This is a genomic window from Sorangium sp. So ce185 (genome assembly GCF_051526825.1).
Taxonomy (GTDB): domain Bacteria; phylum Myxococcota_A; class Polyangia; order Polyangiales; family Polyangiaceae; genus Sorangium; species Sorangium cellulosum_D.
The window spans coordinates 7,531,183-7,551,132 of the sequence record NZ_CP150316.1 but is presented as its reverse complement, the minus strand read 5'-3'; the positions used below and the strand labels follow the sequence as shown (position 1 = coordinate 7,551,132).

13 protein-coding genes are annotated in these 19,950 nt (G+C 74.4%); 7 read left to right on the top strand and 6 right to left on the bottom strand.

What is annotated here, in order from left to right:
- Positions 1 to 82: 82 nt before the first annotated feature.
- The gene (locus WMF26_RS27470) at positions 83 to 1,141 is read left to right on the top strand and encodes a hypothetical protein (protein ID WP_437995079.1); all 1,059 of its coding nucleotides are present in this window, start codon (positions 83 to 85) and stop codon (positions 1,139 to 1,141) included.
- Between the two features lie 19 nt (positions 1,142 to 1,160).
- Here WMF26_RS27470 and WMF26_RS27465 read toward each other — a convergent pair whose 3' ends face one another.
- Complete coding sequence (locus WMF26_RS27465) at positions 1,161 to 1,919, bottom strand: class I SAM-dependent methyltransferase (RefSeq protein ID WP_437331392.1); 759 nt, start codon at positions 1,917 to 1,919, stop codon at positions 1,161 to 1,163.
- 78 nt (positions 1,920 to 1,997) lie between these two features.
- Between WMF26_RS27465 and WMF26_RS27460 the strand changes: the two genes are divergently transcribed.
- On the top strand, positions 1,998 to 2,495 hold the full coding sequence (locus WMF26_RS27460) for a hypothetical protein (RefSeq protein WP_061621555.1): 498 nt from the start codon (positions 1,998 to 2,000) through the stop codon (positions 2,493 to 2,495).
- Between the two features lie 104 nt (positions 2,496 to 2,599).
- Here the strand turns inward: WMF26_RS27460 and WMF26_RS27455 are convergent, their stop codons facing one another.
- Together WMF26_RS27455 and WMF26_RS27450 are read right to left on the bottom strand one after the other, a co-directional pair.
- Complete coding sequence (locus tag WMF26_RS27455) at positions 2,600 to 7,720, bottom strand: translocation/assembly module TamB domain-containing protein (RefSeq protein WP_437995078.1); 5,121 nt, start codon at positions 7,718 to 7,720, stop codon at positions 2,600 to 2,602.
- A 193-nt stretch (positions 7,721 to 7,913) separates the two neighbouring features.
- Positions 7,914 to 9,620, bottom strand: a complete 1,707-nt coding sequence (locus WMF26_RS27450; RefSeq protein ID WP_437331390.1) for a protein kinase domain-containing protein — start codon at positions 9,618 to 9,620, stop codon at positions 7,914 to 7,916.
- Between the two features lie 168 nt (positions 9,621 to 9,788).
- Here WMF26_RS27450 and WMF26_RS27445 point away from each other — a divergent pair, with 168 nt between their 5' ends.
- A complete protein-coding gene (locus tag WMF26_RS27445) occupies positions 9,789 to 11,318 on the top strand; it encodes a phytoene desaturase family protein (RefSeq protein ID WP_437995077.1) in 1,530 nt (509 codons plus the stop codon).
- 76 nt (positions 11,319 to 11,394) lie between these two features.
- Here the strand turns inward: WMF26_RS27445 and WMF26_RS27440 are convergent, their stop codons facing one another.
- Both WMF26_RS27440 and WMF26_RS27435 read right to left on the bottom strand, forming a co-directional pair.
- On the bottom strand, positions 11,395 to 12,603 hold the full coding sequence (locus WMF26_RS27440) for a hypothetical protein (RefSeq protein ID WP_437995076.1): 1,209 nt from the start codon (positions 12,601 to 12,603) through the stop codon (positions 11,395 to 11,397).
- 478 nt (positions 12,604 to 13,081) lie between these two features.
- On the bottom strand, positions 13,082 to 13,675 hold the full coding sequence (locus tag WMF26_RS27435; RefSeq protein ID WP_437995075.1) for a hypothetical protein: 594 nt from the start codon (positions 13,673 to 13,675) through the stop codon (positions 13,082 to 13,084).
- A gap of 492 nt (positions 13,676 to 14,167) precedes the next feature.
- Here WMF26_RS27435 and WMF26_RS27430 point away from each other — a divergent pair, with 492 nt between their 5' ends.
- The 4 genes from WMF26_RS27430 (at position 14,168) to WMF26_RS27415 (ending at position 19,014) form a co-directional block, all read left to right on the top strand.
- Positions 14,168 to 14,680: a GNAT family N-acetyltransferase gene (locus WMF26_RS27430; RefSeq protein ID WP_437995074.1), complete on the top strand. Its 513-nt coding sequence runs from the start codon at positions 14,168 to 14,170 to the stop codon at positions 14,678 to 14,680.
- Positions 14,681 to 14,782: 102 nt separating this feature from the next.
- Entirely contained in the window at positions 14,783 to 15,391 is a 609-nt protein-coding gene (locus WMF26_RS27425) for a TetR family transcriptional regulator (RefSeq protein WP_061624898.1), read from the top strand.
- A gap of 62 nt (positions 15,392 to 15,453) precedes the next feature.
- Positions 15,454 to 16,458 carry a Rieske 2Fe-2S domain-containing protein gene (locus tag WMF26_RS27420; RefSeq protein WP_437995073.1) on the top strand — a complete coding sequence of 335 codons (1,005 nt, stop codon included), beginning with the start codon at positions 15,454 to 15,456 and terminating at the stop codon, positions 16,456 to 16,458.
- A gap of 756 nt (positions 16,459 to 17,214) precedes the next feature.
- Positions 17,215 to 19,014: a glucuronyl esterase domain-containing protein gene (locus WMF26_RS27415; RefSeq protein WP_437995072.1), complete on the top strand. Its 1,800-nt coding sequence runs from the start codon at positions 17,215 to 17,217 to the stop codon at positions 19,012 to 19,014.
- A 70-nt stretch (positions 19,015 to 19,084) separates the two neighbouring features.
- On the opposite strand, the gene WMF26_RS27410 is transcribed toward WMF26_RS27415, so the two are convergent.
- The gene (locus tag WMF26_RS27410) at positions 19,085 to 19,882 is read right to left on the bottom strand and encodes a ferritin-like domain-containing protein (RefSeq protein WP_437949113.1); all 798 of its coding nucleotides are present in this window, start codon (positions 19,880 to 19,882) and stop codon (positions 19,085 to 19,087) included.
- Positions 19,883 to 19,950: the final 68 nt, after the last annotated feature.

The following is a 19,950-nucleotide window of genomic DNA, read 5'->3' as shown; positions in this document are numbered from 1 at the left end:
GCGACGCCTTCATTGCGGCGTCGGCGCCGGAAATCTCAGCATCCCCGCCCAAACTCCGCTACATCACGGCGCACCCCTCCGCATGGCTGCGCGAACTCCAGGCGGGAAATCTCCCGGCGCTCGCTTCCCATCGGTCGGGAGCGGCCGCGTTCTGCTCGCGCCGCGGCGCCTCGCCGCGGCCGCGGCGGGCGCCCTCGCGCTCCTCTGCGCGGGCCCGGCGGCCGCCGACGACATGCAGCAGTTCGAGCTCGCCAAGACGCGCTTCGACGCCGGGCACTACGAGGAGGCCGTGAGCCGCTTCGCGGCGATGCTCGACCCCGCGAGCCCGCCCTGCGAGCGCAGCGCGACCGACGTCGAAGGCAAGCCGTGCCGGATCTCGGATCCCGCCCTGGTCGAGCGGGCGCGCGGCCTCGCCGCCGCGGCGCTCGTGGCGCTGCGGCGCACGAGCGAGGCCGACGCCTACATCGAGCAGATCCTCCTCGACAACCCGGTGTACTCGCCGAACCCGGCGGTGTTCCAGCCCGAGGTCATCGACCGGTTCACGGCGGTCCGGGCGCGCAGCCGGGCGCGCATCGAGGAGATGACCCGGCAGAAGGCGGAGGCGCAGCGCGCGGAGCGGCTGCGGATCGAGCGGGGCCGCGACGACGAGCGCCGCTGGATCGCCGAGCTCCACCGGCTCGCCGGGAGCGAGCGGGTCGTGGAGCGGAACTCCCGCTGGATCGCGATGCTGCCGTTCGGGGTGGGGCAGTTCCAGAACGGCGACGAGGGGCTCGGCTGGTTCTTCCTGGTCGGCCAGGCGGTCGCCGGCGGCACGTCGATCGTGTCGGCCCTGGCGCTGTCGAGCTACACGAACGTCGACGTCACGCCGCGGCCCAGGGCGCCGGGCACCCCCGCGCAGGCCGTCGACATCGACGCGCTGAACAGCCGGATCGAGACCGCGGCCGCGGTCAACCGCGTGGCCTTCGGGACGTTCGCGACGCTCGTCGCGGCGGGGATCGCCCACGCGCAGATCACGTTCATCCCGGAGCGGGTCTCCTTCCGCACGCGCCGCGTGCCGCCCCCGCCCCCGGGCTTCTCCGCGGCGCCGACGATCTCCGCGCTCCCCGGCGGCCTCTACGCGGGGCTCCTCGGCCGGTTCTGACCGGGGCCGGCGGCGCGGCTCACGCCTTCTGCGCGGCGGCGATCCAGAACCCGCCGAGCTCCGCGAGCCTCGTGTCGCACAGCGCCCACTCCGCCCGGCGCAGGAGCCGGCCGAGGCCCGGCACGCGCATCGCGGCCGCGAACGGGGTCACGATGCGCACGCCCCGCGAGGCGACGACGCGCACGCCCTCCGGCATCAGGGCGGCGGCGGCGCGCGGCGCGTCGAAGCGCGTGTAGACGGCGCTCTCGCGGGTCTGGTCGCTGATGGCGCCCGCCGGGCCGAGCTTCTTCACGAGCCCGCGCAGGCTGTAGGGGTTGTAGAACTCCGCGATCACGTGCCCGCCGGGCCGCACCACGCGCGCCATCTCCGACAGCGCGCGGCGCACGTCCTCGACGTGGGCGAGCACCTTGAACGAGCAGGCGACGTCGAAGCTCTCGTCGGCGAAGGGCAGGGCGGTCGCGCTCCCCTCGACGACGTCGAGGCCGCGCTCGCGGGCGCGCTCGAGCATGCCGGGCGAGAGGTCGACCCCGCGCGCGGAGCGCGCGAACGCGCCGATTCGCGCGAGCAGGAGCCCGGTGCCGCACCCGACCTCGAGCACGTCGCGGCCCTCGCCGAAGCGCCGCACGAAGTCGACCTCGAGCGCGTCGACGAGATCGTGGTAGCCCCCGACGTCGCGGCCCCCGCGCCGGTCCTCGTAGCGCGCGGAGAACTCGTCGTAGTACGCCCGCGTCGCGCGCAGGTGCTCGTCGGCCGTGGCCTCGTCCGTCTGGGATCGCATGGGCTCGCTATAGTACTCCCCGGCGCGCGCGGCTTGCGCGGCGCCGCGCCGGGCCGCATCTCTCCTGCGAGGTGACCCATGAAGCCCGGCGACCATCCTGATTTCTTCCGGTTCGCGCCGCCCCCAGGGACGTCCCGCGAGAGCTCGATCCGGCTCGACCGCGAGGGCCGCTTCTGGCACGACGGCGCCCGCGTCGACCACCCCGCGCTCGAGCGCGGGCTCAGGGCGTGGATCGCGCGGCACCCGGACGACGGCCGTCCGATCCTCTCGAACGGCTACGACTGGTGCTACTTCCAGGCCGACGACGCCCCGCTCTTCGTCGACGCGCTCCGGATCGGCGACGGCGGCGCGGTCACGCTGGTCCTGTTCGACGGGACCGAGGAGCCGCTCGATCCGGGGACGCTCTCCCTCGGCGAGGACGGCGTCGTGTACGCGCGCGCCCGCGGCGGCGCGCTCGAGGCGCGCTTCTCGCGCCACGCGCAGTCGCAGCTCGCCCCGCTGCTCGTCGAGGCCGAGCCGCCCACGCTCCGCGTCGCCGGGCGCGAGATCCGGCTGCCCGCGCGGGCCGCGGGGTAGCGCGGCGCGCTGACGCCCCCGCGGCTCGCTGACGCCCCCGCGGCGCGCTGACGCCCCCGCGGCGCGCTGACGCCCCCGCGGCGCGGAGGCGCCCCGCGCGCCGCTCAGTACCGGTAGTGCCAGAGCAGGTCGAGCACGCCCGAGGTCGTCTGGCGCTCGTCGACGCCCACGGTGCCGCGGAGCGTCCAGTGCTCGTCGAAGCGCCAGTCGACGGTGACCTCGGTCCGCGTGCCGCGCTCGCTCGCCGTGCCCCCCGTGGTCGGCCCGCTCTCGCTGGTCGTGCCCCGCACCGCGCCCTCCTGGAAGGTGGCCTGCGCGGTCAGATCGTCGTTCAGGCGGTAGACGAGGCTCGTCCGCAGCGTGCCGTCCGCCGTGGTCCCGAACCGCGTCGACAGCCCGCGCAGCGGCGCGATGCCGCTCAGGAGCGCGTTGAACTGCGCCGTCGCGAGCTCGCTGCCGACCGACGCGGCCACGCGGCCCACGGCCACCCCCCCGGGCGTCTCGGCGCCCGCCGCCTGCGCGCCCTCGGAGAAATCGGCGCCGAACAGGAGCCGCGCGAGGATGTCCTGCTGCGAGCTCGGCGGGCTCGACGTGAAGCGCAGCGACCGCTCGGTGATGGGCCGGAGGTTGCCGTTGAAGGCGACGTGGATGCGCGTGCCGTCCGGGGCGTCCCAGTGCGCCGTGGCGTTCAGGTGCGGGTTCGACGCGTCCTCCTCGCGCAGGCGCACGCGCCCGCCCTCGATCTCGAACGCCTTGCCGTAGATCTCGAGCGCGCCGCGCGTGATCACGATGCCGCCCGACACCCGCACGTCCTCGCCGATCTCCACCCGCGGCGGCGCGTCCTCGTCGCTCCGGAGCGAGAGCCGCAGCCCCGCGCCGCTGACCGCCGCGTCGCGCACGTCGAACGTCATCGCGTAGCGGAGCGCGTCCGCGGCGCGCTTCTGCTTCTCCGGCCCGAGCGGGTGGGAGACGGAGATGTCGGGGTTGTCGCCGAGCGGCTGCACGTCGCGGCTGCTCGTCGCCGGCAGCGTGAGGCGGAGCCTCGGGACCGTCGCGTAGAGCGCGAGCTCGCCGGGCTTCTTCTCCGCGATGAACGACAGCATCCCCGAGGCGGTCCCGAGCGGCACCCCCTCGAGCGTGAGCGGGAGCGCCTGGTCGTCGGCGATGGTCAGCGCCCCGGCCCCGTCGCGCAGCGCGAGCCCGTTGAGCCGGAGGAGCGCCCATCCCTGCGCCAGCCCGGTGGTGCCCGCCGCGCGCAGGCCCTCGATCCGGACGACGCTGCCGTCGGCCGTGACGCGGGCGGCGACGTCGCGCAGCTCCTGCCCGAGCTCGGGGATGTGCACGACCCCGTCGCGGACCTCCAGCTGGGCGCGGACGCTGCCCCCCTCGTCCCCGGACGCGCCGCCGAGCTCGACGCGCAGGTCGCCGTCCAGGGTGCCGTCGATCTTGCTCAGCAGCCCGCCGACCAGGGGCTGCAGCGCCGCGAGCCGGAAGCGCTCCGCCGAGAGGGCGAGGTCGGTGTGGTCGCCGTCGGGGATCGGGAGGAACCCGTGGCGGAAGCGCACGCTGGCGAACGCGTTCGCCCGGAGCTTGCCGCCGCGCGGGCCCTCGAGCGCGAGCTCTGTGACGCGGAGCTCCCCGCGGTCCGTCCCGCGCTTGGGATCGATCCGCACCGAGAGCACGCCGCGCTCGAAGGCGAGATCGCTCCCGATCGTGACCCCCGGCAGCGTGAGGTGCGCGGTGAGCGCGGGCGCGACGTTGAGGTCGCGCATCTCGATCTCGCCGCTCACGCGCCCGCCGATGCCGCTGTCGCCGAGCAGCGGGATCTCGCCGAGCGGGACGTCGCGCAGCGTGGCGCGGAAGCGGCCGGTCCACGCCGGGGGCGGGGGCGCGCCGCGCAGCGCGCGCGGCGAGGGGGCCGCGAGGAGGCGGTCGAGGGGCGCGATCACCTCGGCGCGCGCGGTCGCGATCTCGTCCGGGCCGCGCGTGACGTGCGCGTCGAGCGTGGCCTTCTCGCTGTCGTACGTGAGCCACGCGTCGAGATCGGTGGGGAACATGAGATCCGTCGCGCTCGTCGCGCCCGGCGGCGCGTACGTGAGGCCCCACCAGAGGGTGCGCGCGGTCAGGGACGGGCGCGCGAGGGTGCCGCCCGCGTAGGCGTCGATCCGCAGCTCGCCGGCGAGGGGCGGGAGCGCGTCGCGCACGAACGAGGGGAGGGTGGTGAGCTCGTCCACGGCGCGTCGCGGGAAGGAGACCTGCGCGGCGATGGGCGAGCGCAGGAGCGACGTCCACCGGCCCGCGGGCGGACCGGCGAGCGCCGCGAGGTCGAGGTCGATCGAGCCGGAGGCGTCGGCGAGCAGCCCGCCGTCGTACAGGGTCAGCGCGGCCTCGGCCCTGCCGGTCGTCCCGTCGAGCGAGCCCTTGAGCTGCGCGTCGATGAAGCGCGAGTCCCAGGCGGGGCGCTCGGCGCCCAGGCGGTGAGGCCCCGCGAGCGCGAGGCCCTGCGTCCGCACGAGCACGTCGTGCAGCGAGGGGAACGCCTCGCCGGGCGCGCGCGACACCCGGAAGCGGGTCGTGAGCTTGCCGCGGACCTCGCTCACGACGTGCGCGATCGGCATGAGCCGCGCGAGGCACCCGAGGTCCCAGTCGTCCGCGGCGACCTCGGCCTGCCCCACGAGGCCGGCCCACGTCTCCGCGCGCAGGAGAGGCCCCTTCAGCGTGCCCTCGGCGCCGGACACCCGCACGCTCGCCAGGGTGCCGGCGCACCGCGGCAGCGCGCCCTCCCACGCGCCGTTCGACGCATCGCTCGGCGCGCCGTTCGCAGCGCGCCCTCCGGCCGGCTGCGGCGCCGCCGCGTCGATGCGCACGAGCCCGTCGGCCTTGAGCTGGTCGCGCTCGAAGGTCGCCGTGAGGCGCGCTGAGACGCCGGACAGGAACGCGATCTCGCCGCCCGCGAGGTCGAGCCGCACGTGGCCCGAGCGCCCGGCCTTGCGGTCGTGGTCGAGCGCGACGTCGACGTCCGCGCGCCCGCGCACGCGCAGCGGGATCCCGAGCATCCGCGCGAGGCGGCCGACGTCGATGTCGTCGCCCTGGAGCCGCCCGGTCACGTCGTCGCCGCGCACCGCGAGCCGGCCCTTGAGCGAGCCGAGCTCGGGGGAGGCGAGCTCGAGCCCCTCGACGGCGAGCCCTCCGGCCGACGGGTCGATGGCCGCGATCTTCCCGGCGACCACGGCGCCGTCGCGCTTCAGCTGGAGCTCGATGTCGCGCAGGGCCCCGGTGGCGGAGCTCAGCCGAGCCGAGGCGTCCAGGGCGTCGTCGCCGTCGGTGACCGTCGCGCGGAGCTTCGGCGCGGCGAGCGGGCCGGAGATCTGCGCCGTGACCTCGTCGAACGTGCGGCCGCCGGCGAGCGCCTCCTGGCCGGAGAGCGAGCCGCTCACCGCGAGCGCGTCGAGCGGCCCGGTGACCCGCCCCGCGAAGCGCGCGCTGGCGAGCGCGACGTCGGGGCCGACCCGGAGCCTGGCGAACGCGCCCTCGACCTGCGCGTCGAGCGCTCCGTCGCGGAGGCTCCCCTCGACGCGCACGCGGCCGGCGCCGTCGACGGGCCCGGCGAGGCGCGGGGCCGCGGCGATCGCCGGGATGTCGGCGGTGGCCGCGAAGCGGATGCCCTGGCCGCCCGGCAGGAGCGAGACGGCGGCGTCGATCGGCGCGCCCGGCTCGTGGAGGTGCGTGCGCACGTGGAGCTCGCCGCGGTCGAGCACGAGGTGGACGTCCGCGGCCGGCACCCGCTCTCCGAGCAGCTCGGTCGGCTCCGTCCGCGCCTCGACGGCGAGCCGGAGCTCGTCGCCGAGCTCGACGCGCACCCGGCCCTCGGCGGTGATCGAGGTCGCCGCTTCCTCCGGCGCGGCCTTGGCCGCGGCGGCGCCTGTCCGTGCGGGCGCGGCGCTTGTCCGTGCGGGCGCGGCGCTTGTCCGTGCGGGCGCGGCGCCTGTCCGTGCGGGCGCGGCGCCTGTCCGTGCGGGCGCGGCGCCTGTCCGTGCGGGCGCGGCGCTTGTCCGTGCGGGCGCGGCGCCTGTCCGTGCGGGCGCGGCGCCGGGCTCCCCGCCCGTCGTATCGGACGAGAAGCGCACGCCGAAGAGCCGCAGATCCACGTCGCGCGCCTGCACGTCGGCGTCGAGCCGGACGGGCCCCGTCACGTCGAGCCGCCCCGCGAGGGCGACGCTGCCCCCCGCCGGGCCGGCCGGATCCGCCGAGAACGAGGCCGCCACGTCGAGCTGGGGGAGGTCGCCGTTCACGGCGACGCGCGCGGCGACCGGCTCGGTGAGAGGGTGATCCGGCAGGAGGCTCCGGAGCTGCTCCGGCGTGGCGCGCGGGACGCTCGCCTGCGCCTCGAGGTGATCCTCGTCGAGCACGGCCCGCGCGGTGATCTCGACGTCGGCGAGCCGGCCGGCGAAGCTGCTCCACATCCGGACCTTCTCGCCCGCGCGGAGGTGGTAGTTCGCCGTGCCCGAGGTCCGGGCGGGCAGGAGCGCGCGGTCCACGAGGCCGGTCTGGTCCACGTCGACCGCCACGCCGTCCGGGCCGACGTGCACCGACCCGACGAGCCGGTTGATGTCGGCGTCCAGCGCGTGCGGCGGCGCGAGCTGCCCGTGGACCCACCCGCGCCCGATCTCGATGCGCGAGAGCGCGACGACGACCTCGCGCGGCGGCGCCTCGGGCGCCGACGACGGCGGGCGGCTCGGCGGCAGCGGCGCGAACGTGTCGCCGAGGGTGACCCCGTCGGCGCCGTTGTCCTGGACCAGCACCTCGATCTGCTCGACCCGGATGGACGGGACCTCGACGCGGAGCGCGCCCGTCCCGAGGAGCGCGGCGCGGACGATCGCGAGCACGTCGGCGCGCGCCGCGATGCCGCTCGCGCGGATCACCTTGTTCCCCCGCGGGTCGATCGCGACCGCGGAGCGGATCCGCACGCCGTTCAGGCCGAGCCTGTCGATCTCGTCGGCGACGATCCGCCCGTAGAAGAGAGAGCCGAGCAGCCGGTTCGTGGCGTCGCGGGCGACGCGGCGCGCGGCGGGCGTGTCGAGGTGGAGCGCGACGCCGACCGCCGCGGCGCCGGTGAACACCAGGGCCAGCCCGAGCGCCGCCGCCGCGGCGGACGCGGCGCGGCGCATGCGTCCCGGCGCGCGCGGCGAGGGGCGCCGCGGCTCTTCTGCGGGGGCGGGCGTCACGGGGGGTTAGCTTAGTACGCGCGAGGCGCGGCGACCGTGCTGGCGCGCGGCGCAATGCCGGGCGACGGGGGCCTGCTGCGGCGCCGGCATGATCGCGGCGTCGGCGCGATCCCGGCGTCGGCGCGTCCACGCCGGATCGGCGCGCTGCGCCGGGGTATCCGCCCGCCGCCGTCGGCGCGCCGGACCGGAGCGCTCAGCCGGCGAGCCGCTCGAGCTCCACGAAGAGCGTGCCGAGCTCCGGCTTGGACCGGAGCGGCGCGCAGAAGCGGCTGGCCAGGTGGAGCAGCTCCGCGTCGAGCTGATCGGCCCTGCGCCCGATCTCGGCGATGCGCTCCTGGGACTCCCGGCGCCGCGCCTCGAGCTGCCGATCGAGCTCCTCGAGGCGCTCGCGCAGCTTCTTGATCTGCGCGTCCACCTCGGCCACCTCGTGCTCGCGGGCGATCGCCTCGCTCTCCGCCTCGTAATCCGCCTTCCGCGACGCGTACCAGCCCTCGACGAGCTCCGCCAGCCGGCGGTAGCTGGCGGCGAGCTCGAGGTAGGGCTCGGCGAACCCGCACCGGCCCTCCCAGCGCACGGCCTCCTTGTGCGCGCTCAGCACCGCGGGGACGAACGCCTGCGTCGCCGCGTTGAGCGGCGCCACCCTGGCGCGGAACGTGCGGGCCTCCTCGCGCGTGAGGGAGGCGTCGACGGTGAGCGCGTCCATCGCCCGCCCGATCTGCAGCCGGCCGTCGCGCCACTCCTCGGCGACGCCCTCGAGGCGCCGCTGCTCGTCGAGCGCCCTCGAGCGGAGATCGACGTGCTCCCGCACGAGGCCCCGCAGCCCCTCGAGCTGCCGCTGGATCTCCGCCGGCGCGGACGCGCCGAAGGCGCGGGCCGTCATCTTCTCGAACAGATCGAGCCGGCTCACCCAGGGATCGCGCCCGGCGCCGCGCGATCGCACCGCCGAGTCGCGCGGCATCGCCTCGGGCGGCGGGGGGAGGGCGATCCCGCTCGCGGCCGCGATCTCCTCGAGCTCCGCGAGCACGCGGTACGCGTCGACGGGGCGCGCCGAGGGGTCCTTCGCCATGAGGGCGTTGACCAGGCGATCGAGCGCGTCGGGCATCTCCGGCGCGAGCTCCTGGAGGTGCGGCGGCTGCTCGTTCAGGTGCTTCAGGATCCAGCTCGCCGGATCGGGCGCGTCGAACGGCAGCCGCTGCGTGATCATCTCGAACATGATGACCCCGAGCGAGTAGAGGTCGGCCGGGGGGCCCGCGTCGATGGTCGTGCTGCGCTCGGGCGCCATGTACTGCGGCGTGCCGAAGATCTCGCCGAGGTTCGTGAGCCGCGCGTCCTGCGCGCACCGGGCGATGCCGAAGTCGAGGAGCTTCACCCAGTCGCCCTTCAGCAGGAACACGTTCTCGGGCTTGAGGTCGCGGTGCACGACGTCGAAGTCGTGCGCGCGGCCGAGGGCGCGCGCCATCTGCACCCAGATGGGCAGCGCCCGCGCGAGCGGCACCCGGCTGCGCTCCACCACGTCGGCGAGGCTCGTCCCCTGGAGCAGCTCCATCACGAGGAAGGGCAGCCCGTCGTCGGTGTCGCCCTGATCGAAGATCTCGATGATGTTCGGGTGCGCGAGCCGCTGCGCGTGCCGCGCCTCGCGCCGGAAGCGCTCGCGCGTCGTCGTGTCCTGCGCGAACTCGCGGTTCAGGATCTTGATGGCGCACGGCGTGCCGATGAGCTTGTTGTAGGCCCGGTAAACCGTGGCCATCCCGCCGATCCCGAGCGCCTGCTCGATGACGTAGCGGCCCGCGATCGACATCCCGATGCGGGGGTCCTTCTCGGAGACGAGCGACGAGCCGTCGATGAAGCAGAAGGTGCTCTCGGCCGGATAGCGCTGGTGGCACTGCGGGCAGGTCTTCATGGCGGGCACGTCGGCTGCAAGGCTACACTCTACGGGCGGCTGCTCTCGAGGGTCAACGCTCGCCGCGCGCCTCGCGGTGGTCGCGCGCCTCGCGAGATGCCGCGCGACGCCGGACGTGCTGCGCGATACGCCGCGCGCGGGCTCGCCGCGTTATGTTCTCGCGACGTCATGGACGACGAGGTCCCCTTGCGCGCGGTGGTGATCGGCTCGGGCGTCGGCGGCTCGGCCGCGGCGCTCCTCCTGTCGCACGCCGGCATCCCGACCCTCCTCGCCGAGAAGGAGCGCCGCCTGGGCGGCTCCGCCGCGGCGGTCGAGAGGGACGGCTTCCGTGTCGATACAGGCACGCACATGCTCTGCCGCGGCGAGGACGGCCCGCTCGGCGACGTGCTCCGCCGCGTGGGGCAGGGCGACGCGATCGCCTTCCGCCAGAGCGGCGAGCCCGCCGCGCTCTGTTTCGCCGGCGCCGCGCGCGGGGGCAGCGCCGGGGCTCAGCAGCGCGGCGGCCGCGTCGCCCTCCCGGCGGATCTCCGGCGGCTGGCCGCGTCCGCGCTGGATCTCGCGCGCGCCCTCGAGCTCACGCCCCTGGAGGCCGCGCGCGCCGCGCGCCTCCTCGCGCACGCGACGGCGATGCGCGACGTGGACCTGGCCGCGTGCGACGACGTGACGGCCGAGGCCTACGCGGCCCGCTTCCTCCCGCGCGCCGCGGCCGCGGCCCGGCTCGGCGGGCTGCTCGGCCTGCCGCTGCTGCTGCCCGGATCCGAGGCGTCCGCCGGCGAGGCGCTCCTCGCCCTGCGCCAGCTCGCCCGCTCCGGGCGGCAGAGCTACCCCGAGGGCGGCGCGGCCCGGGTCCCCGACGTCTTCTGCCGCCTGGCCCGAGAGCTCGGCGCCGCCGTGCGGACGGGCACGGCCGTGCGCCGCGTGCTCGTGCGCGATCGGCGCGTGCGCGGCGTGGAGCTCGAGGACGGGACGACCCTGTCGGCGCGTATCGTGGTGAGCACGGCCGGCCTCGCGTCAACCGTCGCGGAGCTCGTGGGCGAGCCGCACTTCCCGGAGGCGTACGTGGCGCGCGTCCGCGCGCTGACGCCGTCGCCGAGGCAGGCCCAGGTGAAGATCGGGCTGCGCCGGCGGCTCGCCGCGGCGGGCGCGCTCGCCGGCCTCGGCGGCGGCGCCGGCGCGCCGGCCCTGCCGTTCTACTGCGTCGCGCCGACGCGCTTCGATCCGTCGCTCGCGCCGCCCGGGCATGAGCTCCTCTGCGCGTGCGCCGTGTCCGGCGCGAGCGGCGCCTCGCCTGGCGCGCCCCCCGCGACGGTCGACGAGCTCCTGCGCGCGCTCGCCGGGGCGGTGCCCGGCCTGCTCTCGGAGGCGGTCTTCGTCGACGGCTCGCCCGGGGACGAGCGCGGGCCGGGCGCCGAGCTCGCGGCCGGGACCGCGCAGACGCCCGGCCAGGTCGGCCGCGCGCGGCCGGCGGTGTACACGCCCGTGCGGGGGCTCTACCTCGCGGGGCGCGCCGCCGGCGGGCGCGGCGCCGGCATGGAGCTCGCCGCCTCGAGCGCGATGGAGTGCGTCGACCGCATCCTCGTCGACCTGGGCCGCGATCTCGGCGCCCCCGCGCCCCCCGCGCTCATCGACATCGCCGGCGATCTGCTCGGGCGCGTCGCGGCCTCCACCGTGTCGTGGGTCGCGCGCCCGCGCGGGTAGGCGGGTAGGGCAAGAGAAGCAGGTCGGCGCCGCCCGGCGAGCTCCTGCGCTCGCCGGAGAGCGCCGCCCCGGCGCTTCAGCGCGTCGAGCTGCCCCGGTTGCCGCGCGCGAGCGCGTCGAGCGGCAGCTTCTGATCCTCGAACACGGCGTCGAGCTCCTCGGCGCCCCGCTCCCGCACGCCCGAGCGCGGCGACAGCTCGGGGCGCACCGAGGAAGGCGGGGCCAGGCGAGCCGACAGCGGCCCCATCGTCCGGATCGACGGCGGGGGCTCGGTGCCAGGGAGCCGGCCGGGCGAGCTCGAACGGACCGAGGCGGGCGAGCTCGACATGCCGCGGACGGACGGCGGGCTCGGCAGCGTCCGCGTGGAGGAAGGCGGCCCGGCCGGCGAGCTCGCCGGCATCGGCGTCGGCCGCCGCGCGACCGGGCCCCCCGGCGCGCGCGACGACGGCGGCGGCGCGTTCGGCAGCGCGCGGGTCGACGGGGGCGGGCTCGACCGCAGCTCGGCGCGCACCGAGGCGGCCGCCGCGCGGGTCGACGGGGGCGGGACCGACAGCGGGGCGCTCGCGACGGTCGGATGCGCCGGCGGCAGGCTCGAGAGCGGGCGCGAGGCGGGCGGCGGGACCGAGCGAGGCACGCCCGTGGCGTACGCGGGCCCTTGCGCGCGCGACGACGGCGGCGCCGAGCGCACCGAGGGGGGCGAACGGAACGACGGCGGCACGCTGGACGGGGGCACCGGGGTGACCGGGTGGCTGCTCGGCAGCGGCAGCCGGACCGAGGGTGGGGCGCCGGCGCGCGACGACGGCGGCGGCATCGTGCTCGGCCCCGGCGACGAATCGCGGTGCCGCGGCGCGAGCCGGGGATCGGCGCTCGCGCCCGGCCGCGACGCCGCGCGCGCGTCCACGGCGCTCATCGCGCCGACGGTCTCGCGGCGTTGCGCGCCGATCACCGTGTAGCGCCCGCTGCCCTCGTCGCGCCGCGCCGCCTCGCGCTGCGCGTTCATCTCGCGCGTCTCGCGCAGCGCGCCGCTCAGCATCGCCTCCAGCTCCCGCTCGCTGACCTCCTCGTCGAGCCGCAGCAGCGTCGAGTGGACGTCCCGGGCGAGCGCGTCGAACTCGGCCGGATCCATCGCGTAGACGCCGTTCGACAGGACGATCGCGAGCGGCCGCCGCTCGGCGGCGATCGTCGCGGCCGTGGCCGCGTCGCAGCGGTGCAGGAGCACCCCGCAGCCCGGCGCCACCGCGAGGCACAGGCTGAAGAGCGCCGGCCACGCCGGATCAAGGACCACAAGAATGCTGGGTACATGAAGCGGGGTTGCGGTGATCTGCGCGCGACGGTCCATGGCAGACTGAGGATAACTGAAGCTACCGGCTTGATCGTAGTTCTCTTTCACGGAATCGGTCATTTTCGCTCTGCTTGTGCGTGCTGCGATGTGGCCAGAGGCGTAGATCTCCTACAGCTGATTGCCTGTGCGGCGTCGTCGGGCCGCGACGCTGCAGGTTTCTGCTGCTGCGGCGTGACGGCGCCGCGGCGTCGCTGCGACGCCGCATGGCGGCATCGCAGCGACCGCCCGCCACACCGTCCGCCACGCGGGCCGCCGCGCGGGCCGCCTGCGCGGGCCCCTGCGCTGGGCGGGCGGGAGCGCCGCGCGCCCTCCGCCGGGATGAGCGGCGGAGGGCGCGGCGACGCCGGCGGCGCGGTGGGCGCCCCGGGCCCGGTGGACGCCGGGAGATGACGTGGTGCGACGCGCGCCGCCCGGGCGCCGGTCACAGCCCGGTGTAGATGGTGGCGAAGGAGGCCGCCTCGCCGCGGAGCAGCAGGTTGAGCCGCGGGTTCGGCACCTTGAAGGTGTGAATCTTGGCGTTCCGCACGTCGAGCACCGCGAAGGCGCCGCCCGGCGTGCTCTCGGCGAGGCCGTTCATCAAGAGGTTCAGCACGACCGACACGCGCTTCGACGACAGGGGCTCGCCGCGGAAATACATCTTGATCACGTGCGGCGTCCCGTCGATGACGAGCCCGAGCTCCGGATTGACGTTGATCTCGAGATCGCCGAGGCGGTACGTCGACGTCGGCGGCTCGAACCACGTCATCTTCGCCGAGGCGAGGAACTTGCGGTATCCATTCACCAGCGACGGGTAGATGCGGCGACGCCGCTCGTCGTGCTGGGCGGCGAGGAAGCCGTCGAGCACGCTGGTGGGCTTTCCGCTCCTGTGCATGTCGACGATCGCCTCTCGCACCTGCCTGTAAAAGTCCGTGTGGAGCTCGTCCTTCCGCTCCTTGAACTCCCTGACGCCGGTCAGCTTGGGCGTCCCGGCCTTGAGAACGAAGTCGACAAAGTACGTGAGCGAGATCTTTTCCATGAAGTCTCCTCCAAAACGAAGCGTTCCGGCGCGCCATTTACACGCGTCGTGCGAGAGACACGCCGTCGCGCCGCGTTTTTGATGTCTACCATGGATAGCCATCTTCGACCCGTCCGAAAAGGGATCGATCGGACGGACATTGTCCCAACCCGTCAGGGTCGGACGGCCTGGATCCTGGCGCTTAAAAACCAAGTGAATCCGAGTACTTGTGGGCGCGCATCGGACGCCGGCTCGCCCTTCCGCGCGCGGTTCGGCTAGGCTCCGCGAGGGTCATGACGAGGAGGCGCGCGCTGCGATGGTAATCGACAGAATCCAACTGTTGCCCCTGGGCTCTTCCTGTGGAGAAAGCCTGTGGAGAACTGGAGTCCTCGGGGCGCTCTCTCCACGTCGACGGGGTCGGACGTGGTCTGTCACAGCCGGGGGTGACTTCGCGCTTGACGCTGACCGCGGGCGAGGGGGGGCGCCGGGCGCCGCCGGCGGCGGGGTGGGGCGATGATGGCCATCCGACCCGAGCGGGCGGGCGACGAGGCGGGGATCCGCGGCGTGCACCTCGCTGCGTTTCCCTCGGCGCTCGAGGCGGAGCTCGTGGACAGGCTCCGGGGCGCGGGGCGCGCCGCGGTCTCGCTGGTCGCGGAGATGGAGAGGGGCATCGTCGGACACGTCCTGTTCAGCCCGGTGACGGTCGCCGGAGGCGGCGCGCCCGAGGGGGGCGTCGGCCTCGCGCCGCTCGCGGTCCTGCCGGACCTCCAGGGGCGCGGCGTGGGCTCCGCGCTGGCGCGGCGAGGGATCGAGGCCTGCAGGGGCGCCGGCTACGCGTTCGCCGTCGTGCTCGGCGAGCCGGGGTACTACGCCCGATTCGGGTTCAAGAAGGCCAGCCTCTACGGCCTCGGCAACGAGTACGCGGCCGACGAGGCGTTCATGGCGATGGAGCTCGCGGAGCACGCGCTCTCGCGCGCCCGCGGCGTGGTGCGCTATAGCCCCGAGTTCGACCTCTTCAAGGCCTGATCTCCCGCGGTTCCCCGGGCTGAGCGGCGGCCGCCGCGGCCGCCGCTCAGCCCGGGCGGCGGCGGGCTTGCAAACATACATCCGTGAATGTATAACCTCTGGGTGCGACGGACGAAGGAGGAGGCGGCGGCGACCCGCGAGCAGATCCTCGACGCGGCGCTGCTCGTCTTCGGCCGCAAGGGGTACTCGGCGGCGACGCTCCAGGACGTCGCGGCGGAGGCCGGGCTCACGCGGGGCGCGGTGTACTGGCACTTCAAGGGCAAGGTGGAGCTCTACGCGGCGCTCGTCGGCGAGCGCTTCGCCAGGGCGAACGAGGTCTTCGCCGAGGCGCTCTCCCCGAGCTACTCGCCGCTCGAGTCGATCGAGCGCCTGCTCACGCGATCGCTCGAGGTCCTGGACGAAGATCCGGAGTACCGCGCGGTCCTCTCGATCACGCTGTTCAAGACCGAGCTCCTGCCCGAGCTCGAGCCGGCGTTCCAGCAGAAGGTCGCGAGCGTGCGCCGCCTCGTCGACACGATCGCCGACCTCGTGCGCAAGGGGATCGCGGCCGGCCAGATCGACCGCGCCGCCGACCCGAAGGCGGCCGCGCTCGCGGCCGTCAGCCTCGTCAACGGCGCGACCGCGCTGCACCTCATGGACCCGAAGGCGCTGGCGTCGAAGGCCGCCGTGCGCCGCATGGTCGCGACCTTCGTCCGCGGGCTCCGGCGCTGAGACAGGCGCTCTTTTTTTTGGCGATTTACATACATCCGTGAATGTTTGCTGGAGGTGAGATCATGTTCCTCAGGGAGTACTGGTATGTTGCCTGCCCCTCATCGCAGCTCGGGGACGCCCCCCGCGCCGTCCGGGTGCTCGATCGGGACATCGTCGTGTTCCGCGGAGACGGCCGCCGCCCCCGCGCGCTCGCCGATCGCTGCTGCCACCGCGGCGTGAGGCTGTCGCTCGGGCGCGTGAGCCGGGGGGAGCTCGCGTGCGGATACCACGGCTGGAGGTACGGCGGCGGCGGGGCGTGCGTGCATATCCCGTCGCTCGCGGGCGGGAGGCGCGTCCCGGAGAGGTGCGGTGTCCCCGCGTTCCCCTGCGCGGAGCAGGACGGGTATGTGTGGGTCTGGCTCGGCGGCGACGGCGGCGCGCCGCCGCCCGTGCCCGGCATCGAGGGCTTCGCGGCGCACCGCTGGGACCAGGGCTCGGTGGAGCTCGGGTGCGCCTCGGTCAAGGGCCTGGAGAACAACCTCGACTGGTGTCATCCGGCGTTCGCGCACCCGTGGACGCACTGGCAGTTCTACACGGCGCTGCTCCGCGGCCTGCGCGAGGAGCTCCTCGAGGTGCGGCCGACGCCCGACGGGATGACGCTGCGCGGGCCGATCCGCGAGGACGGCGGCGCGGCCGGGCGGCGATCGCCGGAGACGCTTTTGTCGTTCAAGCTCCCCGACCGCGTCGAGGTCCGCTCGCTGGGCGGGCCTGCGCGGCGGATCATCCTGCACTTCGTCCCGACCGCGGCCGACCGGTGCCGCCTGGAGTGGATGATTGCGAGGGCGCTGCCCTTCGGGGCGCGCGCGCGCTTTCGCCGGGAAGAGCCGGCGATCCTCCGGCAGGACCGGCTCCTCCTGGAGAGCGCGGAGGCGGCCTCCGCGGCGCAGGGCGATCTCCGCGAGCACCACGTCGAGGCGGACGCGCCCGCGCTGCTCCTGCGCCGCATCCTCGAGTGGGCGGCGCGCGGCGAGTGGGAGCAGCGGCGCGCGAGCCTGCCGGAGCGGCGGGTCGTCCGGGTGATGGCGTAGCCCCGCGGGGCCCTCAGGCATCCCGGCACGTTGCGTCCCCCGTGACGCTACGGCTTTCTCTGTCATGGGAGGCGGGGATTCCGGCTACGGAAATGCGGAGAGAGCCGCACGACCAAGCCCGGTGTGTGGGGCGTGACATACGTCGTCCCGTGGTGGCCGTCACGCATCGATGAGCTCGGCGGTCGAGCGATGCTGCTGCACCCGACGCCCCCGGGCATCGCCATGCCAGAGGTGCTGTACAACGCCACCGCGACGGTCCAGCGCGATTGTTCGTGAAGCTTCACCGCAAGGGAGGAATGTGGCTGTACGCTGCACGGCAAAACGGGCGCGAGAACGAAAAGAGTCTTGCCTTTTAACGCGCGTCTGCATAAATGGTCTAATCCCCCTTGGCCATCTGGACCGTTCTCGGCCGGGCGCTCAGGGGCTGACTCGGGGTGATGGTACTGCCGGGAGGACTCGCTTCGTGCGGCTGCGCGTCCGAGCTTCTCTTGCTTCCTCCGATGCCCGGCCTCATCTCGCAGGGCGACCGCGATGTGAGGTTCGCTCCGACAAACGTCATGCATGCCAGGCATGGGGTCGGCACACGCCCGCGGGTGCAACCGTGATCAAAAGCGCGCTGGCCGGGAATCTTGATTCCTAACCGATGGATCGGGAGAGCTCGCAGGCGTCTCTCTGGCGCACATCCCCTTCTCGAGAGGATGACCGCGGCTCGAGAGGATGACCGCGGCTCGAGCGGTCCGAACATGGAGAACCTGAATGCGCATCACTCGCTTGCTTGGCTATATCTCTGCTTCGCTCGCCTGCGGCCTGACGGCGTGCGGCGGTGAGCACCTCGAGGACGAGGACATCGAGCTGCTGGACTCGGGGCTGAAGAGCCCGGACGGTGCGATAACGGCGGATCTGGCGCTTCAGTCGCAGTGGGATACTGGCTACTGCGCGAACGTCACCGTGACCAACACGAGCGGCAGCCAGACCACCGCCTGGGGGATGGTGGTCGCGCTCAACGGCTCCACGGTGAGCAACGCCTGGGGCGCGCGCGGCACGCCGTCGGGCGGGCAGCTCAGCGTGGTCAATGAGACCTACAACGGCACGCTGAAGGCGGCAGGGTCGACGAGCTGGGGCTTCTGCGCGAACGGCACCGGGAGGCCTTCGCTCGTGTCGGTCAGCGGCAGCGGCGGATCGAGCACGTCGAGCAGCTCCAGCAGCAGCGCGTCGAGCAGCTCCAGCAGCAGCGCGTCGAGCAGCTCCAGCAGCAGCGCGTCGAGCAGCTCCAGCAGCAGCACGTCGAGCAGCTCAGGCACCGGCGGCGGAGGCGGCGCTGGCGGCGCTGGCGGCGCGGGCGGTTCCGGCGGCGCAGGCGGCGGCGGCGCGGGCGGTGCCGGCGGCGGTGGCGGCTCGGGCGGGGGCGTCGTGGAGGATGAGGGGACCGATTGTGCAGTCTCCACCCTGCCGGACGCAGGGTCTCTCCCCGCCATCGCCAAGCTGCCCGACCCGTTCAAGAAGCTCGACGGATCGCGCATCTCCACCAAGGCCGACTGGCGCTGCCGAAGGCAAGAGATCAAGAAGCAAGCCGAGAAGTACATCTACGGCACGAAGCCGCCGAAGCCTGAGAGCGTCACGGGGACCGTCTCCAGGACCAGCATCACCGTCAACGTGTCTCATCAAGGCAAGAGGACCAGCTTCACCGCCAGCGTCGAGCTGCCGAGCACCGGCTCGGGGCCCTACCCGGCGATCGTCGGCCTGGGGGGAGGCTTCCTCGGGTTCCCCTTGAACACCAGCCTCGTCAAGGGCGAAGGCGTCGCCATCATCAACTACGATCCCTACGCGGTCGGGAGCGAATCCGGGTCGCGGAGCGCCAAGCGAGGGGCGTTCTACGACATCTACGGATCGAACAGCACCACGGGCCTCCTCGCCGCGTGGTCCTGGGGCGTCAGCCGGATCCTCGATGTCATCGAGCAGTCGGGCGGCGCCATCCTCAAAGCAGACGCCGTCGGGGTCTCAGGGTGCTCCCGCTTCGGCAAGGGGGCGTTCACGATCGGCGCCTTCGACCAGCGCATCGCCTTGACCCTGCCGATCGAGTCTGGCAGCGGCGGCGTCCCGATCTGGCGCGGGATCCCCGGGGAAGGAGCGCAGAGCCCGAGCAGCGCCTACGGCGAGACCTACTGGCTGGGCGACGCGTTCGGATCGTTCACCAGCAGGGTCACGTCTCTGCCCTTGGACACGCACGAAGTGGTGGCCATGGTCGCGCCGCGCGGCCTCTTCATTATGGATAACCCGCACATCGCGAACCTCGGCCCCAAGTCTGCGCACGTGGCCGCGCTGGCCGGCGCAGAGGTGTACAAGGCGCTGGGCGCGCAGGGCAATATCTCCTACATCTCGGCGGTGTCGGACGGCTCTCATTGCGCGCAGCGCACCGAGTGGAACGAGCCCCTGCGGCAGAACATCCGTAAATTCTTGACGAAGAGCGGGAGCAGCTCTGGCGTCATCTCGGCGGCGAGCAAGGCGACTGGCAACCTGTCGGAGTGGAGAGACTGGACGACTCCGACGCTGCCTTAGTCGTCGTCGAGCCCTGAGCCCTGAGCCCTGAGCCCGGTGCCGGGCGCCGGGCTCTGTCAGGCGCGGCGCCTCACCCTGCGCGCCACGCGGCGGCGGCGTCGATGCCGTGCTCGCCGAAGCGGGGCACGTAGTCCCGCTCGATGGCGCGCTCGAGGATCTCGCCGTATCGGGCGACCGGCATCAGGCCCCAGGCGCGGTCGTCGTCCGAGATGGTCGCGCGCTTCGCGCCCCCGGGGGGCATGTAGCTCCTGCGCAGCCGCGCGAACATGGCGCGGAGCTCGCGCTCGACGAGCTGCCGCACGGCCGGCGCGCACGGCAGCTCGAGCAGGTAGCGGAGCAGCGTCCAGCCGAAGTCACGGTGCCGCACCTCGTCGCGGAGGATGCGGTCGAGCGCCCGGCGCGCGACCGGGACGGTGCACCCCTCGCGGAGCACCTTGAAGAGCGGGACCGCGACCGTCTCCCCGAGGCAGAACACCTCCACGCCCGCCCGGGCGACCGCCATCTCGAGCGGCTCGTCGCCGCCCTTGAGGCCGAGGGTCTCGCGGCGCAGCGCCGGCAGGGCACCGCCGCCCGCGCGGGCGTGGACGCGATGGCTGAGGCGCGCGTGCGCGAGCTCGTCCTTGACGATGCGCAGGCCGTCGTCGATGAGATCCGGCGACGCGCCCATCTGGATGAGCCAGAGCGTGAGGTGCTGCGTGATCGCCGCCGAGCGATACTCGGCCTCGATGCGCCGCCCCCACTCGGCGCGCACGGCGTCGCTCGCGGGCGGAAGCGGAAGGGGAGCGCGAGCGACGGGCGATGGCTGCTCGCGCGGCGCCTGCTCCGCGGCCGCGGTGCTGTCGTGCTTTGCGTCGGGGGCGTCCGTCATGGGGTCACGCTATGCGCGGGGTCCGGGAGCGGCAAGACGAGAGGCGGGGCGCGCCGGCCGCGGAGGAG

Coding starts and splice junctions, on each gene's coding strand:
- WMF26_RS27460 (WP_061621555.1), top strand. CDS start 1,998: ATGAAGCCCGGCGACCATCCTGATTTCTTCCGGTTCGCGCCGCCCCCA.
- WMF26_RS27435 (WP_437995075.1), bottom strand. CDS start 13,675: ATGGAAAAGATCTCGCTCACGTACTTTGTCGACTTCGTTCTCAAGGCC.
- WMF26_RS27450 (WP_437331390.1), bottom strand. CDS start 9,620: ATGAAGACCTGCCCGCAGTGCCACCAGCGCTATCCGGCCGAGAGCACC.
- WMF26_RS27465 (WP_437331392.1), bottom strand. CDS start 1,919: ATGCGATCCCAGACGGACGAGGCCACGGCCGACGAGCACCTGCGCGCG.
- WMF26_RS27430 (WP_437995074.1), top strand. CDS start 14,168: ATGATGGCCATCCGACCCGAGCGGGCGGGCGACGAGGCGGGGATCCGC.
- WMF26_RS27410 (WP_437949113.1), bottom strand. CDS start 19,882: ATGACGGACGCCCCCGACGCAAAGCACGACAGCACCGCGGCCGCGGAG.
- WMF26_RS27415 (WP_437995072.1), top strand. CDS start 17,215: ATGCGCATCACTCGCTTGCTTGGCTATATCTCTGCTTCGCTCGCCTGC.
- WMF26_RS27445 (WP_437995077.1), top strand. CDS start 9,789: ATGGACGACGAGGTCCCCTTGCGCGCGGTGGTGATCGGCTCGGGCGTC.
- WMF26_RS27470 (WP_437995079.1), top strand. CDS start 83: ATGGCTGCGCGAACTCCAGGCGGGAAATCTCCCGGCGCTCGCTTCCCA.
- WMF26_RS27420 (WP_437995073.1), top strand. CDS start 15,454: ATGTTCCTCAGGGAGTACTGGTATGTTGCCTGCCCCTCATCGCAGCTC.